Raw genomic sequence first — 20,728 nt, forward strand, 5'->3', positions numbered from 1 at the left:
CGTTCCTCCGTGCGTGAGATGGGGACACGCACAAGTGCATGTCCCCGGCGCCTACCGCACCGTCAGCACCGCGCCGTCGACGGCGACGACCAGCACCTTCTGGCCCGCCGCCGGCGGCTCGCCATCCTGGACCACCGCGGCCCATTCCTTGCCGTCGACGAACACCCGGCCCTTGCCGTTATGGAAGCCGTCCAGCACCTCGCCGTCGCGGCCGACCAGGCGCAGCGACGGGTCGTTGAGGTCGGGATTGTGCGCGTCCAGCACCGGCTTCAGGAAGCGCCGCGCCAGATAGGTGGCGGCGATGGTCAGCACCGCGAACAGGCCCAGCTCGAGGGGCGCCCCCAGCCGCAGGACCAGGGTCAGCAGGCCGACCACTAGGCCGGCGGCGGCCGGCCACAGCAGCCAGCCGGTGCCGGTGGCCACCTCGACCGCCAAGAAGATCGCCGCGACCGCCAGCCAGACCCAGAACGGATGGGTGGCGTAGAACGCCATCAGGCCGTGCATCGGCTCAGACTCCGCGCGGGGGCTTGGGCGTCGGCGGAACCACGGTGCGGGCCGCCGCGCCGCCATTGCCGCCCAGGGTCTTCACCAGCTCGGCCACACCGGCCACCGTGCCGGTCAGGCCGGCGAAGTCGGCCGGCACGATCACGGTCTTGGCGTTGGGCGACTTGGCCAGCTCGCCGAAGGCTTCGACGTATTTCTGGGCGATGAAGTAGTTGATGGCGTTGACGTCGCCCTTGGCGATGGCTTCCGACACGAAGGCGGTGGCCTTGGCCTCCGCTTCGGCCGAGCGCTCGCGGGCCTCGGCGGTGCGGAAGGCGGCTTCCTTGCGGCCCTCGGCCTCGAGGATGGCGGCCTGCTTCTGGCCCTCGGCCCGGGCGATGGCCGCCTGCTTCTCGCCCTCGGCCTCGGTGATCACCGCGCGGCGCTCGCGCTCGGCCTTCATCTGCCGGGCCATGGCGTTGGTGATGTCGGCCGGCGGCGTCAGGTCCTTGATCTCGATGCGCGCCACCTTGACCCCCCAGGGATTGGTGGCGTGGTCGATGGTGGCCAGCAGCCGGGTGTTGATCAGGTCGCGCTGGCTCAGGACCTCGTCCAGTTCCATCGAGCCGACCACGGTGCGCAGGTTGGTCTGGGTCAGCTGGGTGATGGCGTACATCAGGTTGTCGACCCGGTAGGCGGCCTGCGAGGCCTCCATCACCTGGATGAAGACGATGGCGTCGACCTTCACCGAGACGTTGTCCTTGGTGATGACCTCCTGCTGGGGGACATCCAGCACCTGCTCCATCATGTTGACCCGCCGACCGATGCTCTCGACGAACGGGGTAAGGATGCTGATGCCGGGCTTGAGCGTGCGGGTGTAGCGGCCGAACCGCTCGACGGTGAACTCGCGCCCCTGGGGCACGATCTTGATGACGTTGACGACAAGGAACAGCGCCAGCGCCACGAGCACCAGCGGAACAAGGAAAGACAGCACTGCAGAGCCTCCCACAACCGATGGAAGAGACCCTAGCGCGTGGTTCAGTTGTCCGCCACGGATTCCGGCGCCGCTTGATCGGACGGCGGCCGAACCCGCATCGCGCGGGCCAGCTTGGCCGCCAGGGCCTGGCCCTTGCGGGCCGCCTGCTGCTCGGCCCGAAGGCTGGCCTCGCCGCATTCGGGGAACTGGCCCTGGCCGGCGGCGAAGCCGGTGTTGAACCGGTCGCGCAGCTGGCCGTCGAACGCCCGGTCGGCCTTTTCCACGTCGGTCAGCCGCATCATGCGCGCCCGCCAGTATTGGTCGCCCGCCCCCTCGCAGGCCTGTCGCAGGGCGTGGCTTTCGCCCAGGGTGAAGGCCAGGTCGAGCAGGGTCTGGCGTTCGGCCGGGCTTCGGTCCTGGGCCAGGGCGGCGCCGCCAGCAATCAGGCCTCCGATCAGGGCGGAAAGCGCGAGCAAGGCGGTGAGCGGCAGGCGTTTCATGGCTGCATTATCACCGCCGGGAAGGGTGCTGTCACGGCCTCCACGTCTCGGGCGAATCGTGTGGATGCACAAAAGACTCCAACAGGCCTTGCGAAGGCCATCGATCGGAGCGACCCTGTGGATAACGTGGGGAACAACACGCGCAGGGAGGTCGTCATGGCTGAAGTGCACTATGGAGTGGTCCGCGTCGGGGAAACCTGGGCCATCATCGGCGACCAGCTTCGGGTCGGCGCCTACACCACCCGTCGACAGGCCGAGACCGCGGCCCACCGCCTGGCGGAACAGACCACGGGCGTGGGCCTTCCGGTCCGCATGCACCTGCAGGACGACACCGGCCAGCTGCACAGGCCCACCTTGCTGAGCTGAGGCCAAATCACCCTCCAACGCGCGCGACGCCGGCAGGAAACTGATTACGCCGTCATGCGCTTTGCTCCTGAAAAAGCTGGGCTGTCTTTCAGGAGGCGAACATGGCCGATACCGCCGAACTGGCCGTCGTGGGCGCGACCCTGCCGCCGGGCTGCGCGGGCAATCGCCTGCTGGCCGCTCTGCGCCCGGGCGACCTGGCGATGCTGGCCCCACACCTGTCGCCGCTGGCCCTGACCACAGGCCAGACCCTGTTCGAGGCCGGCGAGGACGTCGTCAACACCATCCTGCCCTGCTATTCGACCATGGTCTCGCTGCTGGTGGTCACGAGGGACGGCGACGAGATCGAGGTGGCCTCGATCGGCCGCGAAGGCGCCATCGGCGGCATCGTCAGCGCCGGCTTCAAGCCCGCCTACGGCCGCGCCGTGGTCCGCATCCCCGGCGCCGCCCTCTCCATTCCCACCAACAAGCTGGAGGAGGCCAAGCAACGCTCGCCGGCCCTGGCCGACCTGTTCTCGCGCTACGCCGACGTGCTGCTGGCCCAGATGATGCAGTCCTCGGCCTGCAACGCCCTGCACAGCATCGACCAGCGCCTGTGCCGCTGGCTGCTGTCGACCCACGACCGGGCCAATGACGCGACCATCCGCCTGACCCAGGAGACCCTGGCCGACATGCTGGGCGTACAGCGCACCACGGTCACCGCCGTCGCCAAGGCCCTGCAGGACGAGGGCCTGATCCGCACCGGCCGCGGCCGCGTCGAGATCCTCGACCGCCCGCGCCTGGAGCGCCGGGCCTGCGAATGCCACGCCCAGGTCGAGGCGCACTTCCAGCGGATGCTGCCGGAGGTGCAGACCTGAGGCCTGAGGCTCCTCCGTCACGATGCGTATCCGCATCGCGCCACCTCCCCCGCGATGCGGGTGAGGAGAGGGTCGGCGCGGCTTCTTCCTCACCCGTGAAACGGGGGAGATGGCGCGTTGCTAGCAACGACGTGACCGAGCGTGCCGCAAGGGCAGTGTCCTGAAACCTGACGGCTGAAAGGAGGGAGCAACGGTCGAACCTAGTCCCGCGAAACGAACTCCGGCTGGACCTCGGCTTCCGACGTCCAGAAACAGGCCGCCATCGCGGTCAGGATCATCGCGATCAGGGCCAGCATGCCTCTGGGCGGGGCCAGGCCCACGATGTCTTGCGGCGTCATCTGTCGTTTCCTCCGGCGACGCCCAGGTCTGAGGCCCGAACTGTCGACAGGGAAACCTTCTCATCGGCTACAGGGTTCCGCAAGCGCCCAATTTTTAAGGACATTTCGTGGACCCAGCAGTCCAGCTTTCCTCTGAAAGAGGCCGGCGGGCGTGGCGGCGAACAGCGCCCGGCGCCGATCCGCAACCGACTGCCAGACACGGCTTGGCCGCCTCACGCGGAAGGGCCCGCTGAGCGAATGGGAAGGGTGCGAAGCGCCCGGGCCTCGCCCGGAGTAGCTTTGATGTTTTGAGTACCGTTTCGACGAAGTGCAGGCGCTTCGCGCGGCCGTTATTCGGAAGCCTTCGGGTCGCGGATTTTTAACCCGCTCCGATGGAGGCCCCCGACGGGCAGGACGTTGGCTCCGTCCTGGACCACATGGGCGATTTCAGCCCATGCCTGTTGCGCTTGCCGATCCTTCGCCGCCTGGGTTTCGTCCCGATGTTTCAGGGAAACCTGCCCAGGACGCCCGAAGCGTCACTCAAGACCACCGGCGAGCGCTTCCCGCTCGACCACCCCTGAGAGCCGCTCGGTCGCCGGCCGGACGCCCTTCCCGTGCTTTCAGGTGGGATCAGTATGCGGGCGGTTCGGAAGGGTGAGGATCAAGTCGGGTCGAGAAAATTTTGCGCGTTGAAATCGCGGGACTTCGCTCGTCATGCGCCGAGGATGGACGCCTCTTGAGCCCCACCCTTTCCCCTGCGGGAGAGGGTTCAAGACGACAGGCGATCCGACAAGCGGACCTGTCCGCCGTCGGCAAGGGGTGGAGGTTGGCATTGTTGTTTCTCTCCTCACCCGCAAAGCGGGGGAGGAGAAGAGCCGCTCAAGTCCGCCAAGGGTCGCGCGGCCCGCCTACCCGCCGAACCGCTCGAACGTCTCCTTGATCACCGCGCGCGTCACGTCCCACTCGACCATCGCCAGCGCCTGGTCCAGCGACACGAACCTGGCCTCGGCCGCGTCGTCGCCGGCGACGGGTTCGCCCGCCACCCACCGCGCGGCGTAGTCGATCATCACGTAGTGGCGGGTGGTCTGGCCGGTCTCGCGCGCGGTGAACAGGCCGTCGACCACGTCGACCAGGCCCAGCAGCTCGGCTTGCACCCCCGTCTCCTCGGCCAGCTCGCGCAGGGCGGCAACGGCGGTGGTCTCGCCGCGCTCCAGCCGACCGCCGGGCAGGCTCCACTGGCCCAGGCGCGGCGGCGTGCCGCGCTTGATCAGCAGCACCTGGTCGCCGCGCAGGCAGACGACGCCGACGGTGGGAACGGGGAATTGGGAAGCTGTAGGAGCGACGGCGGCGGAAGCGCGGGACATGGGCGTCAGATACGCTCCGTTCGGGCCGCGTCAAGCGACTGGGGGACAGGCGACTGGGGACAGGCGCATGCGCCTGTCCCCGACCTCATCACGGAAACCCCGCCTTCAGGTCCAGGCTGGAGCTGACCCCGACCTGCGTCAGGCAATCGCCCAGCCACTCGTCGGCGGCCTTGTACCCGCGCTCGCGCAGGTCGGTCAGGAAGCTCCATTCGGTGTCGAATTTGCTGCCCAGCGACAGGTCGGCCAGGGCCTTGTCGGCGGTGATGGCGTGCATCAGCATCCGCCGGTAGCGGCCGCGGGCGTTGTCCTTCAGCAGGCCCTCGTCCAGCAGTTTCTGCACAAAGCCGATGGCCCGCAGCTCGCTGGCCAGGGCGGCGTTGAAGGTGATCTCGTTGAGCCGGTCCATGATCTCGCCCGGGGTCTTGGGCGTTTCCTCGCGGACGAACGGGTTGAGGCTGACCAGCAGGATGTCGTCGGGCGTGTCGTCGTAAAACAACGGCCATAGGGGCGGGTTGGCCAGGAAACCGCCGTCCCAGTAGGGCTCGTCGTCAATCACCACCGCCTGAAACACCTGGGGCAGACAGGCGCTGGCCATGATGTGGCGGGCGGTCAGCTCGGTCTCGCGGAACACCTTGGACCGGCTGGTGCGCACCTGGGTAGCGGCGATGTACAGCTTGATCGGCGATCGCTCGCGCAGGGCCTTGAAATCGATCTCGCCTTCCAGGGCGTCATGCAGCGGGTTCAGGTTGAACGGGTTGAACTCGTAGGGGCTCATCGACAGGGCGAAGGTCTCGGCCATGCGCCAGCCGGGGGTGTTCTTGAGCCAGTCGGTTCCGCCGGCGAAGGCGCTGGTCCAGATGCTGGTGTCGCCGAACACGTTGCGGCCGCCGTTGCGGTTGACCTGCTTCCAGAAGCGCTCCAGTCGCGCCTTGGCCCCGTCGCGCCCGCCGTCCAGGAGTCCCTGGGCCAGGCAGACGGCGTTCATCGCCCCGGCCGAGGCGGCGGTCACAGCCTGGATCTCCAGGTCCTCCTCCTCAAGCAGGCGATCGAGCACGCCCCACTCGAAGGCCCCGTGCGAGCCGCCGCCCTGCAGGGCCAGGGCGATGGGCCGGGGACCGGCGGGCTTCTTCTTGAACGGCGGGATGGGCATGCGTGGCGGGCTCCCGTTCGAGACAGTAAGTACGCTTCCTCGCCCCCAATGTTGTCATCCCGGAAAGCGCGAAGCGCTTGTCCGGGACCCAGGGGAACCGCAAGGCCTCAGCCCAGTCCCCTGGGTCCCGGACAGCCTCTGCGAGGCTTCCGGGATGACAACCGGTTTTGGGGCCTGGCGTTCTTCTATCGCTACTGCGCCGTCCAGCCGCCGTCGATGGAGAAGGCCGAGCCGTTGGCCGAGGCCCCCGCGTCGGAGACCAGGTACAGCAGCAGCCCGTTCAGCTGATCGAAGGTGACGAACTGCTTGGTCGGCTGGGCGGCCAGGATCACGTCCTTCATCACCGCCTCTTCCGAGATCCCCCGGGCCTTGGCCTGGTCGACGATCTGGGCCTCGACCAGGGGGGTCTTCACGAAGCCCGGGCAGATGGCGTTGCAGGTGATCCCGAAGGTGGCGGTTTCCAGGGCGACGGTCTTGGTCAGGCCCAGGATGCCGTGCTTGGCGGCCACATAGGCGCTCTTGAACGGCGAGGCGACCAGGCCGTGGGCCGAGGCGATGTTGACGATCCGCCCTCGCCCCTGCTCCTTCATGATCGGCACGGCCGCGCGGGTGGCGTGGAAGGCCGACGACAGGTTGATGGCGATGATCAGGTCCCATTGGTCGACCGGGAAGTCCTCGATCGGGGCCACGTGCTGGACGCCGGCGTTGTTGATCAGGATGTCCAGCTCGCCGAACTCGGCCTTGGCGGCCGTCACCATCTCGGCGATCTGGCCGGGCTTGGTCATGTCGGCGCCGTTGTAGAGCACCTCGACGCCGTGCTTCTCGGCCAGTTCGGCGCGGGTCTTCTCGATGGCGGTCATCTCGCCCAGGCCGTTGAGGACGATGTTGACCCCTTGGGCCGCCAGCGCGTCGGCCATGGCGTGGCCGATGCCGCTGGTCGAACCGGTCACGATCGCGACCTGACCCTGCAAACCGAAATCCACGGCCATCGGCAACTCCCTGGCTCAACGCCCCATCATGCTGCAACGCAACATATAGCTCGCTCTCGTCCAAGTACACTGGCGATGCGTTAATTTCATCGGTAGGTGAAATCAGGGCTGGAGGCGAGCGAAAACCCAGTCGGCGGGGGTGGAGAGGTCGCTGCGGAACCGGTAGCCGTCGAGATCGAAGCCCTTGAGGTCCTCGGCCCGGTCGATGCGGTTGTCGATCGCGAAGCGGGCCATGCGGCCGCGGGCCTTCTTGGCGAAGAAGCCCAGCACCCGCAGGGTGTTGCCCTTCTCTTCCTTGAAATGGCAGGTGACGGTCGGCGGCTTCAGGGCCTTGGCGTCGACGGCCCCGAAATATTCCTGGCTGGCCAGGTTCACCAGGGTCGGGTCGGCGTGGTCGCTGGCCGCGGCGGTCAGGGTCTTGGCGATGGTCTCGCCCCAGAAGTCGTAGAGGTTCTTGCCGCGCTTGGTCTTCAGCCGCGTGCCCATCTCCAGGCGGTAGGCCTGCAGGGCGTCCAGCGGTCGCAGCACGCCGTACAGGCCCGACAGGATGCGCAGGTGGTCCTGGGCCCAGTCCAGGGCCGGACGGTCAAGCTCGCGGGCGTTCAGCCCGGCATAGACGTCGCCGTTGAAGGCGATCACCGCCTGCAGGCCGTCCTCGACCTGGGCGTCGAAGTCCTGGAACCGCGCATGGTTCAGCACCGCCAGCTTTTCGGAGATGTGCATCAGCCGGCGCAGGTCGGCGACCGTCAGCTTGCGCGCCGCCTTGGCCAGCTCGGCGATCTGCGGCTTCAGCTCGGGCGTGGTGAGCGGCAGCACCTGGTCGGGCGCGGTGAAGTCCAGCGACTTGGCGGGGGAGATGACCATCAGCATGGCGGTGCAGATAGAGGCTCGGGACGGCCAGGGCTAGTGCGAGGCTGGACAATGGGGCCGCCCGCCGCGATGTTGCCCGCCCTTTCGCCGGACCATGACCGATGCCCCCGCTTCTTCCCCAGTCCTTGGGCCTGATCGCCGCCCTGACCTGCCCGCTGGTGATGTTCGTGGGCCTGTTCCTGGTGATCCGCACGCCGGGCCTGAAGTGGCGCATCGCCTGGGCGGTGCTGTGTTTCGTCGGCATCGGAGCGTTCTGGATGCGGGCGTCCACGGGCGAGTGGGGCTTCATGCCGGCGGCGATCAACCTGCTGGGGCCGGGCCAGCAGCCCGGCTTCTACAAGGCCACGATCCCGGCCGGCGCCCTGGCCTCGATCTTCGTATGTGTCAGCGTCCGGCGCGCCCGGAAGGCGGCCCTGGCGGCGAAACGAACGGACGACGCGGCTTAGAGCACCGTCCGAAAGCTAGAACAGCACGCGGGGGTTCATGATCCGCCGCGGATCCAAGGCCGCGCGGATGGCGCGCAGAGCCTCGATCTCGACGGCGCTCTTGTAGCGCAAGGCCTCGGCCGACTTCATCGCCCCCAGGCCGTGCTCGGCGCTGATCGAGCCGTCCATCGCCGCGACGATGTCGTGGACGATCCGCGCGCCCGCGTCGCGCAGGGCGTCGTGGGCGTCGTCCGAATCGCCGTCGGGCCGCAGCACGTCGTAATGGACGTTGCCGTCGCCGACATGGCCGAAGGCCACGACCCGCACGCCGGGCGCCAGCCTCTCGACCGCCGCCGTGGCCTGGTCGATGAAGTCAGCGACCCTGGAGACCGGGACCGAGACGTCGTGCTTCCAGGCCGCGCCCTCGGGCTTCTGGCCGCCGGACTGGTTCTCGCGCACCGCCCAGAAGGCGTGGGCCTGGGTAGCGGATTGAGCGACGGCGGCGTCCTGGATCAGGCCGCTTTCCAGCGCCCCGGCCAGCAGCCGCTCCATCGCCGCCTCGGCCGCGCCGGGCTCGCCCGAGGCGGTCTCGACCAGCACGTACCAGGGATGCACGGCCTCCAGCGGCTCGCGCAGGCCTGGGATGTTCTTCAGGGCGAAGGCCACGCCCAGGCGGCTCATCAGCTCGAAAGCCTCGACCGCCCCGCCGGTCTCGTCCTTGGCCCGGGCCAAGAGGGCGATGGCGTCGTACGGCGTGGCGACGGCGGCGATGGCCACGCAGCGCGACGCCAGTAGCGGATAGAGCTTCAGGCTGGCGGCGGTGATGATCCCCAGCGTGCCCTCGGCCCCGATCAGCAGGTGCTTGAGGTCATAGCCGGTGTTGTCCTTGCGCAGGCGCTTGAGGCCGTTCCAGACCTCGCCGTTGGGCAGCACCGCCTCCAGCCCCAGGATCTGGTCTCGCATCACCCCGTAGCGCAGCACCGCCGTGCCGCCGGCGTTGGTCGAGGCCAGGCCGCCGATGGTGCACGAACCCTCCGAGGCCAGGCTCAGCGGGAAGCGGCGGTTGATCGACAGGGCGACCTCGTGGGCCCTGGCCAGGGCCACGCCCGCCTCCAGCACCATCACGTCGTCGAAGGCGTCGACGTCGCGCACCGCCGTCAGCTTCTCGGTCGAGAGCAGGATCTCGCCGCGCGGGATCTGGCCGGCGACCAGGCCGGTGTTGCCGCCCTGCGGGGTGATCGCCACGCCGTCGGCGGCGCAGATCCCGACCACCGCCGCGACCTGCGCCGTCGAGCGCGGCAGGGCCAGCAGCGGCGTCTCGCCGGTCCAGCGGCCGCGCCACTCCTGCAGCTTGGGGGCCAGGCGGTCGGGATCCTGGCTCCACCCGCCCTCGCCGAGCACGGCCTTCAGGCGGGACAGGGTGTCGGCGGGAACGGGCTTGGTCATGGGGCGGAGGATACGCTTCCGAGCTCGCCGCGGATAGTATATCCTCCGGTATATACCGGAGGCCGTCATGGGCATCTTCATCAAGAACCCCGAGACAGAGAAAGCCGTGCGCGAGATCGCGGCGCTGCGGGGCCAGACCATCACCGGGGTGATCGACACCCTGGCGCGCGAAGCGTTGGAACGGGAAGCGCCGGCGCCGCCGCCTCGAACCCTGGAAAGCATGCGCGCGGCGACAACTGAATTTCGCCGCAAGGCGGGGCTCGACAAGATCAAGCTTAACGTCACCAAGGCTGATTTCGATGCGCTTTGGGAAATTCCAGGCGTCACGGACGTGGACGACGCTCAGTGATCGTGGTCGACGCCTCGGCGTTGGTCGCCATCGGTGACGAAGAACCCGAAGCTGACCACTTCCTGGAAATTCTCGAGCGCACCGCATCGTGCATCGCGGCGGTGAATTACGTCGAGACTGGGCTGATCCTGATCGGCCGAAGACGCCTGGCGACGCAGGAAGATCTCGACGACTGGCTAAGAGGACTGGGCGTGAAGGTCACGCCGGATGAGAACCTCTCGTCAGAGGCGCTCAGCGCCTATCTCGCCTACGGCCGGCGCTATCATCCCGCGAAGCTGAACCTCGCCGACTGCTTCGCCTACGCCCTAGCCAAACAACTGGACGCCCCCCTGCTCTACAAGGGCGATGATTTTCCGCTGACCGACGTCCGCTCGGCCCTCGGCTAGCCCGCCGCCGGTTGCGGCAGACCCCGAACGTCGCGCCAGTATTCCTCGGCCACGTCGTCGTCGATCACCGGCGGATCGCCAGCGCCCTTGTAGAGCCGGTCGTCGCCGCCCTTGCGGGCCTTGGCGATCCAGAAGGGCTGACCGGTTTCGACGTCGCTGAAATTGGCTTTCAGGCCGGAGTTCCGCAGCGCCTCGAACGTGCGCCCGCCGTAGTAGAGGGTCTCGCCCGTCTTGGAGAGCCTGACGCGCCCGATCCGGGCCGGACCGTTCAGGCCCTTGGACTTGTCTTCGAGATACATGATGCGGAATTTCATCGGCTCTTATCCCACGAACCCAGCCGCCCGTCTCAGACGGTCGTTGATCGCCTCGCCGAGGCCTTCGTCCGGGATCGGGGCGACGGCGATGCCGGCGGGCTGGGTCCGGTCGGCGGCGCGCAGGAACGCGAACAGGTTGGCCGCGGCTTCGACGAGGTCGCCCGAGGGGCTGAGGTTGAACACGCCCTCCCCCGCCGGCCACGGCCCGAACGCCAGGAACGCCTCGCCCTCGCGCGGAGCCTCGGCGTCGACCCGCACGGGCGCGTCGGGCGCGTAGTGCAGGGCCAGGCGGCCGGGCGAGCGCTTGGCGTCGTCGTCGGCCTGGGCCAGCGGACCGACCACCGCCTCCAGCTGGGCCCGGGTCACGGCGCCGGGGCGCAGCAGACGGACCGGGCCGTCGAGCACGGCGACGACGGTGGATTCCAGGCCCACCTCGCAGGGCCCGCCGTCCAGGGCGGCGGCGGCCTTGTCGCCGGTCTCGGCGAAGGCGTCGGCGAAGGTGGTCGGGCTGGGCCGGCCCGAACGGTTGGCCGACGGCGCGACCACCGCCCCGCCGAACGCCGCCAGCACGGCGCGCGACAACGGATGGCCGGGCACCCGGATGGCCACGGTGTCCAGCCCCGCCCGCGCCAGGTCGCAGACGGCGGCCGGATCGCGGATCGGGGCGACGATCGTCAGCGGGCCGGGCCAGAAGGCGGCGGCCAGGGCCAGGGCGCGGTCGTCGAAGGCGGCGATGCGGGCGGCCGTCTCGACGTCGTGGACGTGGGCGATCAGCGGGTTGAAGTGCGGGCGGCCCTTGGCCTCGAAGATCGCCGCCACCGCCACCGGGTTCGCGGCGTCGGCGCCCAGGCCGTAGACGGTCTCGGTGGGCAGCAGCACCAGCCCGCCGTCCGCCAGGACCCTGGCGGCGGTCGCTATTTCCGCTTGGCCGTGATGGCGAAGCTGACCTTCACCTTGCCGCCGATCTGATCCGTAGACGCCCATTCGCCCTGTCCAACCCCGAACGCCGTCCGGTCCAGGGTGGTTACACCCCGGGCCGTGGCCGTGTCGCCGTCGATCTTCAGGGTGAAGGGCAGGCTGACCGGCTTCTTGACGCCGCGCAGGTCCAGCGTCCCGTCGGCGACGAACTTGCCGTCGCCGGTCTTGCGGAACTTGCTGGCCGTGAAGGTCGCCTTGGGATGGCTGGCCGTGGCGAAGAAGTCGTCGCTGGGTAGGCTGGAATCACGCTGGTCGTCGCCGGTGGCGGCCGAGCCCATGTCGATGCTGACGGTCAGCTTGGAGCGGTCCAGGGCCTCGGGCGAGAACAGGATGTCGGCGGTCCAGCGCTTGAACTGGCCCTCGATGGCGTCGCCGGCCCAGCTGGCGGTGAAGTTCAGGGTCGAGCTCTTGGCCACCGTCCAGGCGACGGGGTCCTTCATGGCCGCGTCGGGCTCGGGCGGAGCGGCGGCGGGCGCGGCTTCGGTGACCGGCGTAGTCGGGGCCGGGCCAGCGACCGTGGGTTCCGGCGGGGCCGCCGGGGCCTGGACGTCGGCGATCTCGGCCGGGGCGGCGGGCGCCTTGGCCTTGACCGCCGGCTTGTACAGGTACCCCGCCGCGATCACGGCGATCAGGCCAGCGGCGGCCAGCCAGGCCCGCGGCTCCTTCCACCCCGGCTTGGCGCCGGCCGCCATGTGGCCGAACACTTCGTCGCGGTCGAGGATCTGGTGCTTGGCCACCGCGCCCAGGTGCAGGGCCAGCAGCAGATAGGTCGTCTTGACCAGCAGGTCGTGGCTGATCTGGCCGGCCTTGTACCAGAGGTGCTTGGGCTCCGTGGCCAGTTCGGGCAGCAGCGGCAGATGCGGCCAGGGAACGGTCCCGTACAGCAGGGTCGGGATGTTCAGCTTGCTGGCCGAGACCATGATCCAGCCGGTGACCGGCAGGCCGATCATGATCACGTAGAACGCGACATGGACGACTTGCGAGGCGATCGTCTCCCAGCGCGGCTGCCCCACCGGATGCGGCGGCGGCCGGTGGAACAGCCGCCAGGCCAGCCGCGCCAGGCTGAGCAGCAGGATGGTGATGCCGATCGACTTGTGCAGCTGGAAGATGGCGTAGGTGGCCGGCCCCTTGGGCTCGTCGCCCATCCGCCAGCCCAGGATGATCTGGAAGACGATGGCGGCGGCGATCAGCCAGTGCAGGACGATGGCGACGGTCGTGTAGCGGACGGAACGACCCGCCGCCGAAGAGGTCTCGATAGGCGCTTCGGCGGTCATGGTCGTCCTCGTCTCGGGTCTTAGTAGATCCATTAGCGCGCCTCTTCCTGAGGTGCTCGACCCTTTGGTCGAGCCTCGAAGGACGCAGCGTGAAAGCCGTGCGTCCTTCGAGGCCCGCTGCGCGGGCGCCTCAGGATGAGGAGGTCTAGCTTATTTCTTCGGATTGAACTCGGCTTCGATCGCCAGGTCGACGTCGTCGCTGACCATCGGCACGAGGTGGGTGAAGCCGAAGTCCGAGCGCTTGATCTTGCCCGTCGCCGAGAAGCCCATGATCTGCGAGCCGAACGGGGTCTTGGCGTAGCCGTTGTACTTGACGTCCAGGGTGACCGGCTTGGTCACGCCGCGGAAGGTCAGGTCGCCGGTCAGCTTGCCCGGCTCGACCTTGGTCGAGACGAAGGTGATCTTCGGATATTGCGCGCCGTTGAAGAACTTCGGGTCCGTGCCGATTTCCTTGTCGAAATCCGGCAGGCCGGTGTCGACCTTGGTCGCGTCGATGGTGATCGACACCTTGGTGTCCAGCGGCTTGGCCGGGTCGTAGGCGTACGACCCGTCGATGGCGCCCTGGGCGAAACGGAAGGTGTAGTGCGAGGTGCCGAAGTGCGTGACCTTCAGGGTCAGGCTGGCGTGGCGCTTGTCCAGCGTCCAGGTTCCGGCCGGGGCGGCGGCCGGATCGCTCGCGACCTGGGCCTGAGCCATGGCCGGCAGGGTGACGGACGCGGTCAGAAGAGCGCCAGCCAGAACGGCGCCCTTTAGGAGAGACGGGGCGAGGCGGCGGTTCAGGGCGCGGTTCATCGGGGGACAGTCTCCAAACTGTAATAGCAACGGTTGCCGAACCCCAACTTAGGAAGCTTGGCCCGGGGTGGAAGGGACCGCCCTTCACGAAGCCGTGATCCCATCGACTTTGCAGGGGGCGGCGCGACATCTAAACAGAGTTCACCTACCCGCCGCCAGATCGGACCTGCTCATGACCTACCGCGCGCCCGTCCGCGACCTCGCCTTCGCCCTGAAGCACGTGGCCGGGTTCGACCGCCTGGCCGACGCCTTCCCGGAGGCCGACGCCGACACGGTCAGCGCGGTGCTCGAGGCGGCGGGGGCGTTCGCCAGCGAGGTGCTGGCCCCGCTGAACCGGGGCGGCGACCTGGTCGGCGCGAGGCTCGAAAACGGCGTGGTCCGCGCCGCGCCCGGCTTCGCCGACGCCTACCGCCAGTTCGCCCAGGACGGCTGGACCAGCCTGGCGGCCGCGCCCGAGCACGGCGGCCAGGGCCTGCCCAAGACCCTGGAGGTCGCGGTGCTGGAAATGGTCCAGGCGGCCAACATGGCCTTCGGCCTGTGCCCGATGCTGAGCCTGGGGGCCATCGAGGCCCTGACCCACCACGGCTCCGAGCGCCAGAAGGCCCTCTACCTGCCCCGCCTGGTGTCGGGCGAATGGACCGGGACCATGAACCTGACCGAGCCCCAGGCCGGCTCGGACCTGGGCGCCCTAACGACGATGGCCACGCCGGACGGCGACGGCGGCTACACCCTGTCGGGCCAGAAGATCTTCATCACCTGGGGCGATCACGACGCCGCCGACAACATCCTGCACCTGGTGCTGGCCCGTACGCCCGACGCCCCGCCCGGCGTCAAGGGCATCTCGCTGTTCCTGGCCCCCAAGGTTCTGGTCAACGAGGCCGGCGGCCTGGGCGCGGTCAACGCCCTGCGGGTCGGCGGGTTGGAGCACAAGCTGGGCATCCACGGCTCGCCCACCTGCGTGATGCTGTACGAGGGGGCCAAGGCCGAGCTGGTCGGCCAACTGGGCTCGGGCCTGGCCCACATGTTCACGATGATGAACGCCGCGCGGTTGCAGGTCGGGGCCCAGGGCGTGGCGATCGCCGAGCGGGCCTACCAGCAGGCGTTGGACTTCTCGCTGGAGCGCACTCAGGGCCGCTCGGCCTGGACGGGGGCCCATCCCGCGCGCCTCTACGACCACCCCGACATCCGCAAGACCCTGGTGCTGATGAAGGCCAGGATCGAGGCGGCGCGTGGGATCTGCCTGTCGACCGCCGTGGCCGCCGACCTCTCCACCCACGCCGCCACCGAGGAAGAGCGCGCGACCGCCAAGCTGCGCGAGGAGCTGCTGACCCCGATCGCCAAGGCCTGGTCCACCGACATCGGGGTCGAGGTCGCCTCCCAGGGCGTGCAGGTGCACGGCGGCATGGGCTTCATCGAGGAGACCGGCGCGGCCCAGCACTATCGCGACGCCCGCATCGCCCCGATCTACGAGGGGGCCAACGGCATCCAGGCCATCGACCTGATCGGCCGCAAGCTCCCCCTGGCGGAAGGCCAGGCGATCGGCGACCTGATGGACGACATGCGCGACACCCAGGAGGCGTTGGAGGCGGCCGGCGGCGACCTGGGCGGCGTGGCCCTGCGCTTCAAGGCCGCCCTGGACGCGGCCAGTTCGGCCACCGCCTGGCTGATCGAGCGCCGGGCCCGGGCCATGCCCGACGCTCTCTCGGGCGCCACGGCCTATCTGAAGCTGCTGGGCGACACCGTCGGCGGCTGGATGCTGGCCAAGGGGGCGCTGGCCGAGCCCGTGGGGCTGCGGCTGGCCCTGGCGCGGGTCTATGGCGAGAACGTGCTGGCGACCGTGCCGGGGCAGGTGGCGGCAGTGACGGGAGGGTCGGCGGATTTGGAAGCGGTGACGCCGGAGATGCTTGGGGCCTAACCCCCCTCCGGCCCTCCGGGCCACCTCCCCCAAAAGGGGAGGATCTCGGCCGACGCCGCGCCAATCAGATGCTCCCCCTCCGGGGGAGCTGTCGCGGAGCGACTGAGGGGGTCTTCTGCTGATGGGGACGCACGCATGCGTACGTCCCCGATCGTAAATCGCTACAGCTGGCCCAGCATGTAATCCGCCGACGAGACCTTGAATTCCCCGCCCTCTTCCACGTTCAGGGTCTCGACCACCCCGTCCTTGGCGATCAGCGAGTAGCGCTGCGAGCGCAGGCCCATGCCGAACTTGCTGCCGTCGAACTCCAGGCCGACGGCCCGGGTGAAGTCGCCGTTGCCGTCGGCCAGCAGCAGAACCTCGTCGGTGATGCCCTGGTCGGCGGCCCAGGCCTTCATCACGAAGACATCGTTGACCGAGACGCAGGCGATCGTGTCGACGCCCTTGGCCTTGAGGTCCGCGGCCTTCTCCTTGAAACCCGGCAGGTGCTTGGCCGAGCAGGTCGGGGTGAACGCGCCGGGCACCGCGAACAGGGCCACGGTCTTGCCCTTGAACAGGTCGTCGGTCGTGACCGGGGCCGGACCCTCGGCCGTGCTGGTCATGAAAGTCGCCGAAGGAAGCTTGTCGCCAACCTTGATCGCCATGTGCGGTGTCCTGTGGGTTGCCCGGGGAAAGGGAAGATGCGCGTTGAGAACGCGCAACCGAGATAAAGGCCCCGACGCCGATCGCCAAGGGAAGGTTGGACTTGAAACCGACGCGTTCCGATCCGATCCTCTTGTCATGGACTCACCTCGCACGGATCGCGGAGCCTCGGACCGGAATGGCGGCCAGACCGGCTTCCTGGCCGGCCAGATGCTGGTGGCCATGCCGGGCATCGAGGACCCGCGCTTCGAGCGCGCCGTGCTGTACGTCTGCGCCCACGACGCCGAGCAGGCCATGGGCTTGGCGGTCAACCGCCCGGTCGAGGGCCTGACCCTGTTCGAGCTGCTCAACAACCTGGGCGTCGCGCCCGAGATCGAGGCCGGCGGCGACCTGGTGATGCTGGGCGGGCCGGTCGAGCGCGAGCGCGGCTTCGTGCTGCACACCGACGACTATGTCTCGCCCGACTCCACCGTGCCGGTGGCCGACGGCCTGGCCCTGACCGTGACCCGCGACGCCCTGGACGCCCTGGGCAGCAAGATCCGCCGGCCGCGCCACGCCATCCTGGCCCTGGGCTATTCCGGCTGGGGTCCGGGCCAGCTGGAGCAGGAACTGCGCGACAATGTCTGGCTGATCTGCGACGCCGACGAGGCCCTGCTGTTCGGCGACGACTACGACAACAAATGGACCATGGCCCTGGCCAAGATCGGCGTCACGGCCGACCACCTGTCGAGCCAGGCGGGCCGGGCCTAGAGCAAACCGCGCGACCTCATTCGGGGACCCCACACCCGAGGCGGCGAAACCTCATCCGCGCCGAAACCTTCGCCTTGGATGGGCGTTTCACTAGCTGATGCAAGTCGCGGCGCGCCGCGCCGGGGCCTCCGCATCCATCGCGGGAACAGGCCCATGCGCCAGCCCAGTGCTATCCCCCTCACCCTCTTCTTCCTCGTCGCCGGCGCGGGCGCGGCGATATCCTGGCAGATACGCGCCGACGTCACGGCGGCGGCCGCCCTGCTGGCCGCGTTCGTCGTCGCGGCGACCTTGCTGGCCGCGGCGATCAAGGTCGCCAGCCAGTGGGAACGGGCGGTCGTCCTGCGCCTCGGGCGGTTTCGCGTCCTCAACGGCCCAGGCCTGTTCTGGATCATCCCGATCGTCGATGTCATTCCCTACTGGATCGACATCCGGGTGATCACCTCCACGTTCAAGGCCGAAAAGACCCTGACCAAGGACACCGTGCCCGTCGATGTGGACGCGGTGCTGTTCTGGAAGGTCATCGATCCCCAGAAGGCGGCGATGGACGTCGAGGACTATCACAGCGCCATCGCCTGGGCGTCCCAGACCGCCCTGCGCGACGTCATCGGCAAGACCGTGCTGGCCGCCATGCTGGAGGGCCGCGAAAAGATCGGCAAGGAACTGCGCAGGATCATCGACGAACGCACCGAGCCGTGGGGCGTCAACGTCATCTCGGTGGAGATCAAGGACGTCCTGATCCCCGAGGCCCTGGAGAACGCGATGTCCATGCAGGCCCAGGCCGAGCGCGAGCGCCAGGCCCGGATCATCCTGGGCGATTCCGAGCGTCAGGTGGCCGAAAGCTTTCAGGAAGCGGCCCGCGGCTATGCGGGCAATCCCACCGCCCTGCACCTGCGGGCCATGAACATGCTCTACGAAGGGCTGAAGCAGAACGCGACCTTCGTCATCGTGCCCAGCACGGCGCTGGACTCGATGCAGCTGGGCGGCCTCGCCGGCCTGGCCCATGAACCGGTGGTCGAGCAGATCCCGGCCTCGACGGCCAACCACTAGAGGCTGTGGGCAGTTAGGCGTTTGGCGTTGTGGGCCGCCCTCGTCCTTCGACAAGCTCAGGATGAGGGCTACTTTTTAGGACGGTTCAGTAGAATTCCTCATCCTGAGCCTGTCGAAGGACGAGGAATTCGGCCCAAGATCGCCAACTATCCACAACCACTAGAGCCAGCCGCGCGATATGGGAATCGCTTGGCTTGCCCTTACCCCCGCGCTTTCACCGGCGCGGCGCCGTCCACATAGGCCTCGTTCAGATAGACCTCGGCCTCCTGCGGCGACAGGGCCGGGGCGTAGCCGAAGCCCTGGCCGTAGTCGCAGCCGAGCGACTGCAGGGCCCGGGCCATCTCGGCGTTCTCGACGCCCTCGGCGACGACTTCCAGGTCCAGGTCCTGGCCCAGCTTGACCACCGAGCGGACGATCTTGGCCGAGCCGGCGTTGCTGCCCATGGTCCGCACGAAGTAGCGGTCGATCTTCAGCGTGTCGAACGGCAGGCGGGTCAGGTAGGACAGCGACGAGAAGCCGGTGCCGAAGTCGTCCAGCGCCAGGCCGGCGCCGGCGTCTCGCAGGGTCCGCAGGATCACCGCGGCCCGCTCGGGATCACGCATGATGTCGCTTTCGGTGACTTCCAGCTTCAGCGCGCCGCGCGGCAGGTCGTGCTCCTTGAGCACCTGGCGCACGTCGTGGACCAGGCCCGGGCGGTCGATCTCGCCGGTCGACAGATTGACGCTGACGGTCAGGGCGCCGACGGCCGGGTGCGAGCGGCGCCAGGCGGCCAGCTGGCGGGCCGAGGTGCGCATCATGTGCTCGCCCAGCTCGCTCATCAGACCCATCTCCTCCACCAGCGGGAGGAACTCGTCGGGCGGCAGCATACCGCGGCGCGGATGGATCCAGCGGGCCAAGGCCTCGAAGCCCGACAGGGCGCCGGTCGACAGCCGCACCACGGGCTGGAAGAAGGGGGTGATCTCGCCGCGGCCGATCGCGCCGCGCAGGTCGGCCTCCAGGGCCAGGCGCGACAGGCCGTCGGTCTCCATCGAACGGCCGTAGGCGGCGGCCCCGCCCCGTCCTGCGGACCCGGCGGCCTCGACGGCCAGCTCGGCGCGGCGCAGCAGTTCGGCCGCCTCGGGGGCGTCCTCGCCGCCCTCGGCCGCCACGGCGCCGATCGACAGGGTCGGATGGATGTCGAAGCCCGCCACCCGCAGGGGCTGCTCCAGGGCGGTGCGCAGCAGCTCCGCGGGCTCGAAGCCGGCCGGGTCGCACAGCACCGCGAACTCGTCCTCGCCGATCCGACCCAGCAGGGCTTCGGACGGGAAGGCGGCGGCCAGGCGCGAGCCCAGGGCGGCCAGCACCAGGTCGGCCCGCTCGTGGCCCAGGGCCTCGTTCAGGCGGCGCAGGCGATCGACGTCGGCGACCACCAGTTCATGCACGCCGCTCCTGGCCAGCCGCTCGCGGGCGTGGGCGATGAAGCTCTTGCGGTCCAGAAGGCCGGTCAGGGTGTCGCGCTCGGAGGCGGCGAACTTGACCTCGGGGGCGATGACGCCGGCGGCGCGCACCCCGTCTTCCAGCCAGGTCCCGCGCCAGATGCAGGTCCCGCCGCCCCGCATGCGCAGGCGCGCGACGATCTCGCTGCCGGGCGCGCGGACCTTGAGAATGTCCTCGGCCTGGGCGCGGTCCTGGGGCAGGGTCAGGGCGCGGAAGGCGGCGGAGGAGCAGTCCGGGGCCAGCGGCCCCAGGCCCAAGGCCCGTGAAGCGCCGTTGACGCGCAGGCGGTCGGCCTCGGGTTCCCAGAGCCACAGCGCGACTTCGGCGGCGCCCAAGGCCTCCAGCGTGGCCGTGGCGTCCCATACGCGTCGCTGACTGATCTTGAACGACATGCCCTGATCCCGCGCCGAAAGCGCCGCGCCCGGGTCCGCGCTGAGGTTCTTCCCCGAAGAGAAGACCGGCTAACCGACCGGAGGCGCGACCATCCCGAACAGACGATGATCTCGCCACTCGCCGTTAATTTTCAGATAAGCGGGCGCATATCCCTCTTCCCCGAAGCCCGATTTCAGCAGAACGGCGGCCGAGGGCTCGTTCTCCGGCATGCAGGCGGCTTCCAGCCTGTGCAGGCCCAGCTCGCCGAACGCGAAGTCGATCGCGGCCCGGACGCCGTCGCGCATGTAGCCCTGGCGGGCGTAGGGCTGTCCGATCCAGTAGCCCATGACCGCGGTCTGCGACACGCCGCGGCGGATGTGGAACAGGCGCACCCCGCCGATCAGCGCGCCGTCCTCGCGCCGGAACATGAAGAACGGAAACGCCTCCCCCACCTCCATCTCGCGGGCGTAGGCGTTGAGCCGGGCGCGGAAGGCCGGACGGGTCAGATCGTCCTCGGGCCAGGTCGGCTCCCAGGGCTTGAGGAAGGCGGCCGAGCGGGCGCGCAGCTCGGCCCAGGGCTTGTAGTCGTGCAGGCGCGGCAGGCGCAGGAACACCGTCTGGCCTTCGAGGCGCGGGCCGGGGTCGGTCTGGAAGAGGCGGAGAAAGGCGGACAAGCGGAAGGTTCTCGTTGAG

Annotated in this window: 24 protein-coding genes and 1 pseudogene; 8 read left to right on the forward strand and 17 right to left on the reverse strand. The window is 69.1% G+C overall.

The window, feature by feature from the left end:
- Nucleotides 1–51: 51 nt before the first annotated feature.
- The 3 genes from ACSQ2G_RS05625 to ACSQ2G_RS05635 are packed head-to-tail and all read right to left on the reverse strand — an operon-like array spanning nucleotide 52 to nucleotide 1,959.
- The gene (locus ACSQ2G_RS05625; protein WP_436029037.1) at nucleotides 52–504 is read right to left on the reverse strand and encodes an NfeD family protein; all 453 of its coding nucleotides are present in this window, start codon (nucleotides 502–504) and stop codon (nucleotides 52–54) included.
- Nucleotides 505–508: 4 nt separating this feature from the next.
- Nucleotides 509–1,474 (reverse strand): SPFH domain-containing protein, encoded by a 966-nt coding sequence (locus tag ACSQ2G_RS05630; RefSeq protein WP_436030520.1) that lies wholly within the window; start codon nucleotides 1,472–1,474, stop codon nucleotides 509–511.
- Nucleotides 1,475–1,521: 47 nt separating this feature from the next.
- Nucleotides 1,522–1,959: a TIGR02301 family protein gene (locus tag ACSQ2G_RS05635; RefSeq protein WP_436029039.1), complete on the reverse strand. Its 438-nt coding sequence runs from the start codon at nucleotides 1,957–1,959 to the stop codon at nucleotides 1,522–1,524.
- Nucleotides 1,960–2,115: 156 nt separating this feature from the next.
- Here ACSQ2G_RS05635 and ACSQ2G_RS05640 point away from each other — a divergent pair, with 156 nt between their 5' ends.
- Complete coding sequence (locus tag ACSQ2G_RS05640; RefSeq protein WP_436029041.1) at nucleotides 2,116–2,325, forward strand: hypothetical protein; 210 nt, start codon at nucleotides 2,116–2,118, stop codon at nucleotides 2,323–2,325.
- Nucleotides 2,326–2,426: 101 nt separating this feature from the next.
- Nucleotides 2,427–3,179, forward strand: a complete 753-nt coding sequence (locus ACSQ2G_RS05645) for a Crp/Fnr family transcriptional regulator (protein ID WP_436029043.1) — start codon at nucleotides 2,427–2,429, stop codon at nucleotides 3,177–3,179.
- 200 nt (nucleotides 3,180–3,379) lie between these two features.
- Here the strand turns inward: ACSQ2G_RS05645 and ACSQ2G_RS05650 are convergent, their stop codons facing one another.
- The 5 genes from ACSQ2G_RS05650 to yaaA all read right to left on the reverse strand — a co-directional run bounded on the left by ACSQ2G_RS05650 (nucleotide 3,380) and on the right by yaaA (nucleotide 7,869).
- Entirely contained in the window at nucleotides 3,380–3,517 is a 138-nt protein-coding gene (locus ACSQ2G_RS05650) for a hypothetical protein (RefSeq protein ID WP_310083569.1), read from the reverse strand.
- 887 nt (nucleotides 3,518–4,404) lie between these two features.
- Nucleotides 4,405–4,860 carry an NUDIX hydrolase gene (locus ACSQ2G_RS05655; RefSeq protein WP_436029045.1) on the reverse strand — a complete coding sequence of 152 codons (456 nt, stop codon included), beginning with the start codon at nucleotides 4,858–4,860 and terminating at the stop codon, nucleotides 4,405–4,407.
- Nucleotides 4,861–4,948: 88 nt separating this feature from the next.
- Entirely contained in the window at nucleotides 4,949–6,010 is a 1,062-nt protein-coding gene (locus ACSQ2G_RS05660) for a patatin-like phospholipase family protein (RefSeq protein ID WP_436029047.1), read from the reverse strand.
- A gap of 191 nt (nucleotides 6,011–6,201) precedes the next feature.
- Nucleotides 6,202–6,999: a 3-hydroxybutyrate dehydrogenase gene (locus ACSQ2G_RS05665; RefSeq protein ID WP_436029049.1), complete on the reverse strand. Its 798-nt coding sequence runs from the start codon at nucleotides 6,997–6,999 to the stop codon at nucleotides 6,202–6,204.
- A 102-nt stretch (nucleotides 7,000–7,101) separates the two neighbouring features.
- Nucleotides 7,102–7,869 (reverse strand): peroxide stress protein YaaA, encoded by a 768-nt coding sequence (gene yaaA, locus ACSQ2G_RS05670; protein WP_436029051.1) that lies wholly within the window; start codon nucleotides 7,867–7,869, stop codon nucleotides 7,102–7,104.
- 101 nt (nucleotides 7,870–7,970) lie between these two features.
- On the opposite strand from yaaA, the gene ACSQ2G_RS05675 reads away from it, so the two are divergent.
- Nucleotides 7,971–8,315: a hypothetical protein gene (locus ACSQ2G_RS05675; RefSeq protein ID WP_436029053.1), complete on the forward strand. Its 345-nt coding sequence runs from the start codon at nucleotides 7,971–7,973 to the stop codon at nucleotides 8,313–8,315.
- Nucleotides 8,316–8,330: 15 nt separating this feature from the next.
- On the opposite strand, the gene ACSQ2G_RS05680 is transcribed toward ACSQ2G_RS05675, so the two are convergent.
- Nucleotides 8,331–9,740, reverse strand: coding sequence for an FAD-binding oxidoreductase (locus ACSQ2G_RS05680; protein WP_436029054.1), 1,410 nt, complete (start codon nucleotides 9,738–9,740; stop codon nucleotides 8,331–8,333).
- A gap of 67 nt (nucleotides 9,741–9,807) precedes the next feature.
- Between ACSQ2G_RS05680 and ACSQ2G_RS05685 the strand changes: the two genes are divergently transcribed.
- On the forward strand, nucleotides 9,808–10,089 hold the full coding sequence (locus tag ACSQ2G_RS05685; RefSeq protein WP_028037444.1) for a type II toxin-antitoxin system VapB family antitoxin: 282 nt from the start codon (nucleotides 9,808–9,810) through the stop codon (nucleotides 10,087–10,089).
- Nucleotides 10,086–10,475, forward strand: a complete 390-nt coding sequence (locus tag ACSQ2G_RS05690; RefSeq protein ID WP_436029055.1) for a type II toxin-antitoxin system VapC family toxin — start codon at nucleotides 10,086–10,088, stop codon at nucleotides 10,473–10,475. The genes ACSQ2G_RS05685 and ACSQ2G_RS05690 overlap by 4 nt, the downstream gene beginning before the upstream one ends.
- On the opposite strand, the gene ACSQ2G_RS05695 is transcribed toward ACSQ2G_RS05690, so the two are convergent.
- The 4 genes from ACSQ2G_RS05695 to ACSQ2G_RS05710 form a co-directional block, all read right to left on the reverse strand.
- Nucleotides 10,472–10,789, reverse strand: coding sequence for a 1-deoxy-D-xylulose-5-phosphate synthase (locus ACSQ2G_RS05695; RefSeq protein WP_436029056.1), 318 nt, complete (start codon nucleotides 10,787–10,789; stop codon nucleotides 10,472–10,474). The genes ACSQ2G_RS05690 and ACSQ2G_RS05695 overlap by 4 nt on opposite strands.
- A gap of 6 nt (nucleotides 10,790–10,795) precedes the next feature.
- The gene (locus ACSQ2G_RS05700; protein WP_436029057.1) at nucleotides 10,796–11,773 is read right to left on the reverse strand and encodes an L-threonylcarbamoyladenylate synthase; all 978 of its coding nucleotides are present in this window, start codon (nucleotides 11,771–11,773) and stop codon (nucleotides 10,796–10,798) included.
- Nucleotides 11,704–13,041, reverse strand: coding sequence for a YceI family protein (locus ACSQ2G_RS05705; RefSeq protein WP_436029059.1), 1,338 nt, complete (start codon nucleotides 13,039–13,041; stop codon nucleotides 11,704–11,706). The genes ACSQ2G_RS05700 and ACSQ2G_RS05705 overlap by 70 nt, the downstream gene beginning before the upstream one ends.
- Before the next feature lie 150 nt (nucleotides 13,042–13,191).
- Nucleotides 13,192–13,833: a YceI family protein gene (locus ACSQ2G_RS05710; RefSeq protein WP_436029061.1), complete on the reverse strand. Its 642-nt coding sequence runs from the start codon at nucleotides 13,831–13,833 to the stop codon at nucleotides 13,192–13,194.
- Nucleotides 13,834–14,005: 172 nt separating this feature from the next.
- Here ACSQ2G_RS05710 and ACSQ2G_RS05715 point away from each other — a divergent pair, with 172 nt between their 5' ends.
- The gene (locus tag ACSQ2G_RS05715; RefSeq protein ID WP_436029063.1) at nucleotides 14,006–15,748 is read left to right on the forward strand and encodes an acyl-CoA dehydrogenase; all 1,743 of its coding nucleotides are present in this window, start codon (nucleotides 14,006–14,008) and stop codon (nucleotides 15,746–15,748) included.
- A 161-nt stretch (nucleotides 15,749–15,909) separates the two neighbouring features.
- On the opposite strand, the gene ACSQ2G_RS05720 is transcribed toward ACSQ2G_RS05715, so the two are convergent.
- The gene (locus ACSQ2G_RS05720) at nucleotides 15,910–16,392 is read right to left on the reverse strand and encodes a peroxiredoxin (protein WP_310083612.1); all 483 of its coding nucleotides are present in this window, start codon (nucleotides 16,390–16,392) and stop codon (nucleotides 15,910–15,912) included.
- Nucleotides 16,393–16,528: 136 nt separating this feature from the next.
- Here ACSQ2G_RS05720 and ACSQ2G_RS05725 point away from each other — a divergent pair, with 136 nt between their 5' ends.
- Complete coding sequence (locus ACSQ2G_RS05725; RefSeq protein WP_436029065.1) at nucleotides 16,529–17,140, forward strand: YqgE/AlgH family protein; 612 nt, start codon at nucleotides 16,529–16,531, stop codon at nucleotides 17,138–17,140.
- A gap of 153 nt (nucleotides 17,141–17,293) precedes the next feature.
- Entirely contained in the window at nucleotides 17,294–18,187 is an 894-nt protein-coding gene (locus ACSQ2G_RS05730) for a slipin family protein (RefSeq protein WP_436029067.1), read from the forward strand.
- A gap of 34 nt (nucleotides 18,188–18,221) precedes the next feature.
- Here ACSQ2G_RS05730 and ACSQ2G_RS05735 read toward each other — a convergent pair.
- The 3 genes and pseudogenes from ACSQ2G_RS05735 to ACSQ2G_RS05745 form a co-directional block, all read right to left on the reverse strand.
- A pseudogene (locus ACSQ2G_RS05735) lies at nucleotides 18,222–18,341 on the reverse strand (hypothetical protein); the annotation flags it as partial.
- A 46-nt stretch (nucleotides 18,342–18,387) separates the two neighbouring features.
- Nucleotides 18,388–20,055 (reverse strand): putative bifunctional diguanylate cyclase/phosphodiesterase, encoded by a 1,668-nt coding sequence (locus tag ACSQ2G_RS05740; protein WP_436029069.1) that lies wholly within the window; start codon nucleotides 20,053–20,055, stop codon nucleotides 18,388–18,390.
- Between the two features lie 69 nt (nucleotides 20,056–20,124).
- Complete coding sequence (locus tag ACSQ2G_RS05745; protein ID WP_436029071.1) at nucleotides 20,125–20,709, reverse strand: GNAT family N-acetyltransferase; 585 nt, start codon at nucleotides 20,707–20,709, stop codon at nucleotides 20,125–20,127.
- Nucleotides 20,710–20,728 lie beyond the last annotated feature (19 nt).

Origin of the sequence: Caulobacter sp. LjRoot300 (genome assembly GCF_964253875.1) — a bacterium.
Lineage (GTDB): Bacteria > Pseudomonadota > Alphaproteobacteria > Caulobacterales > Caulobacteraceae > Caulobacter.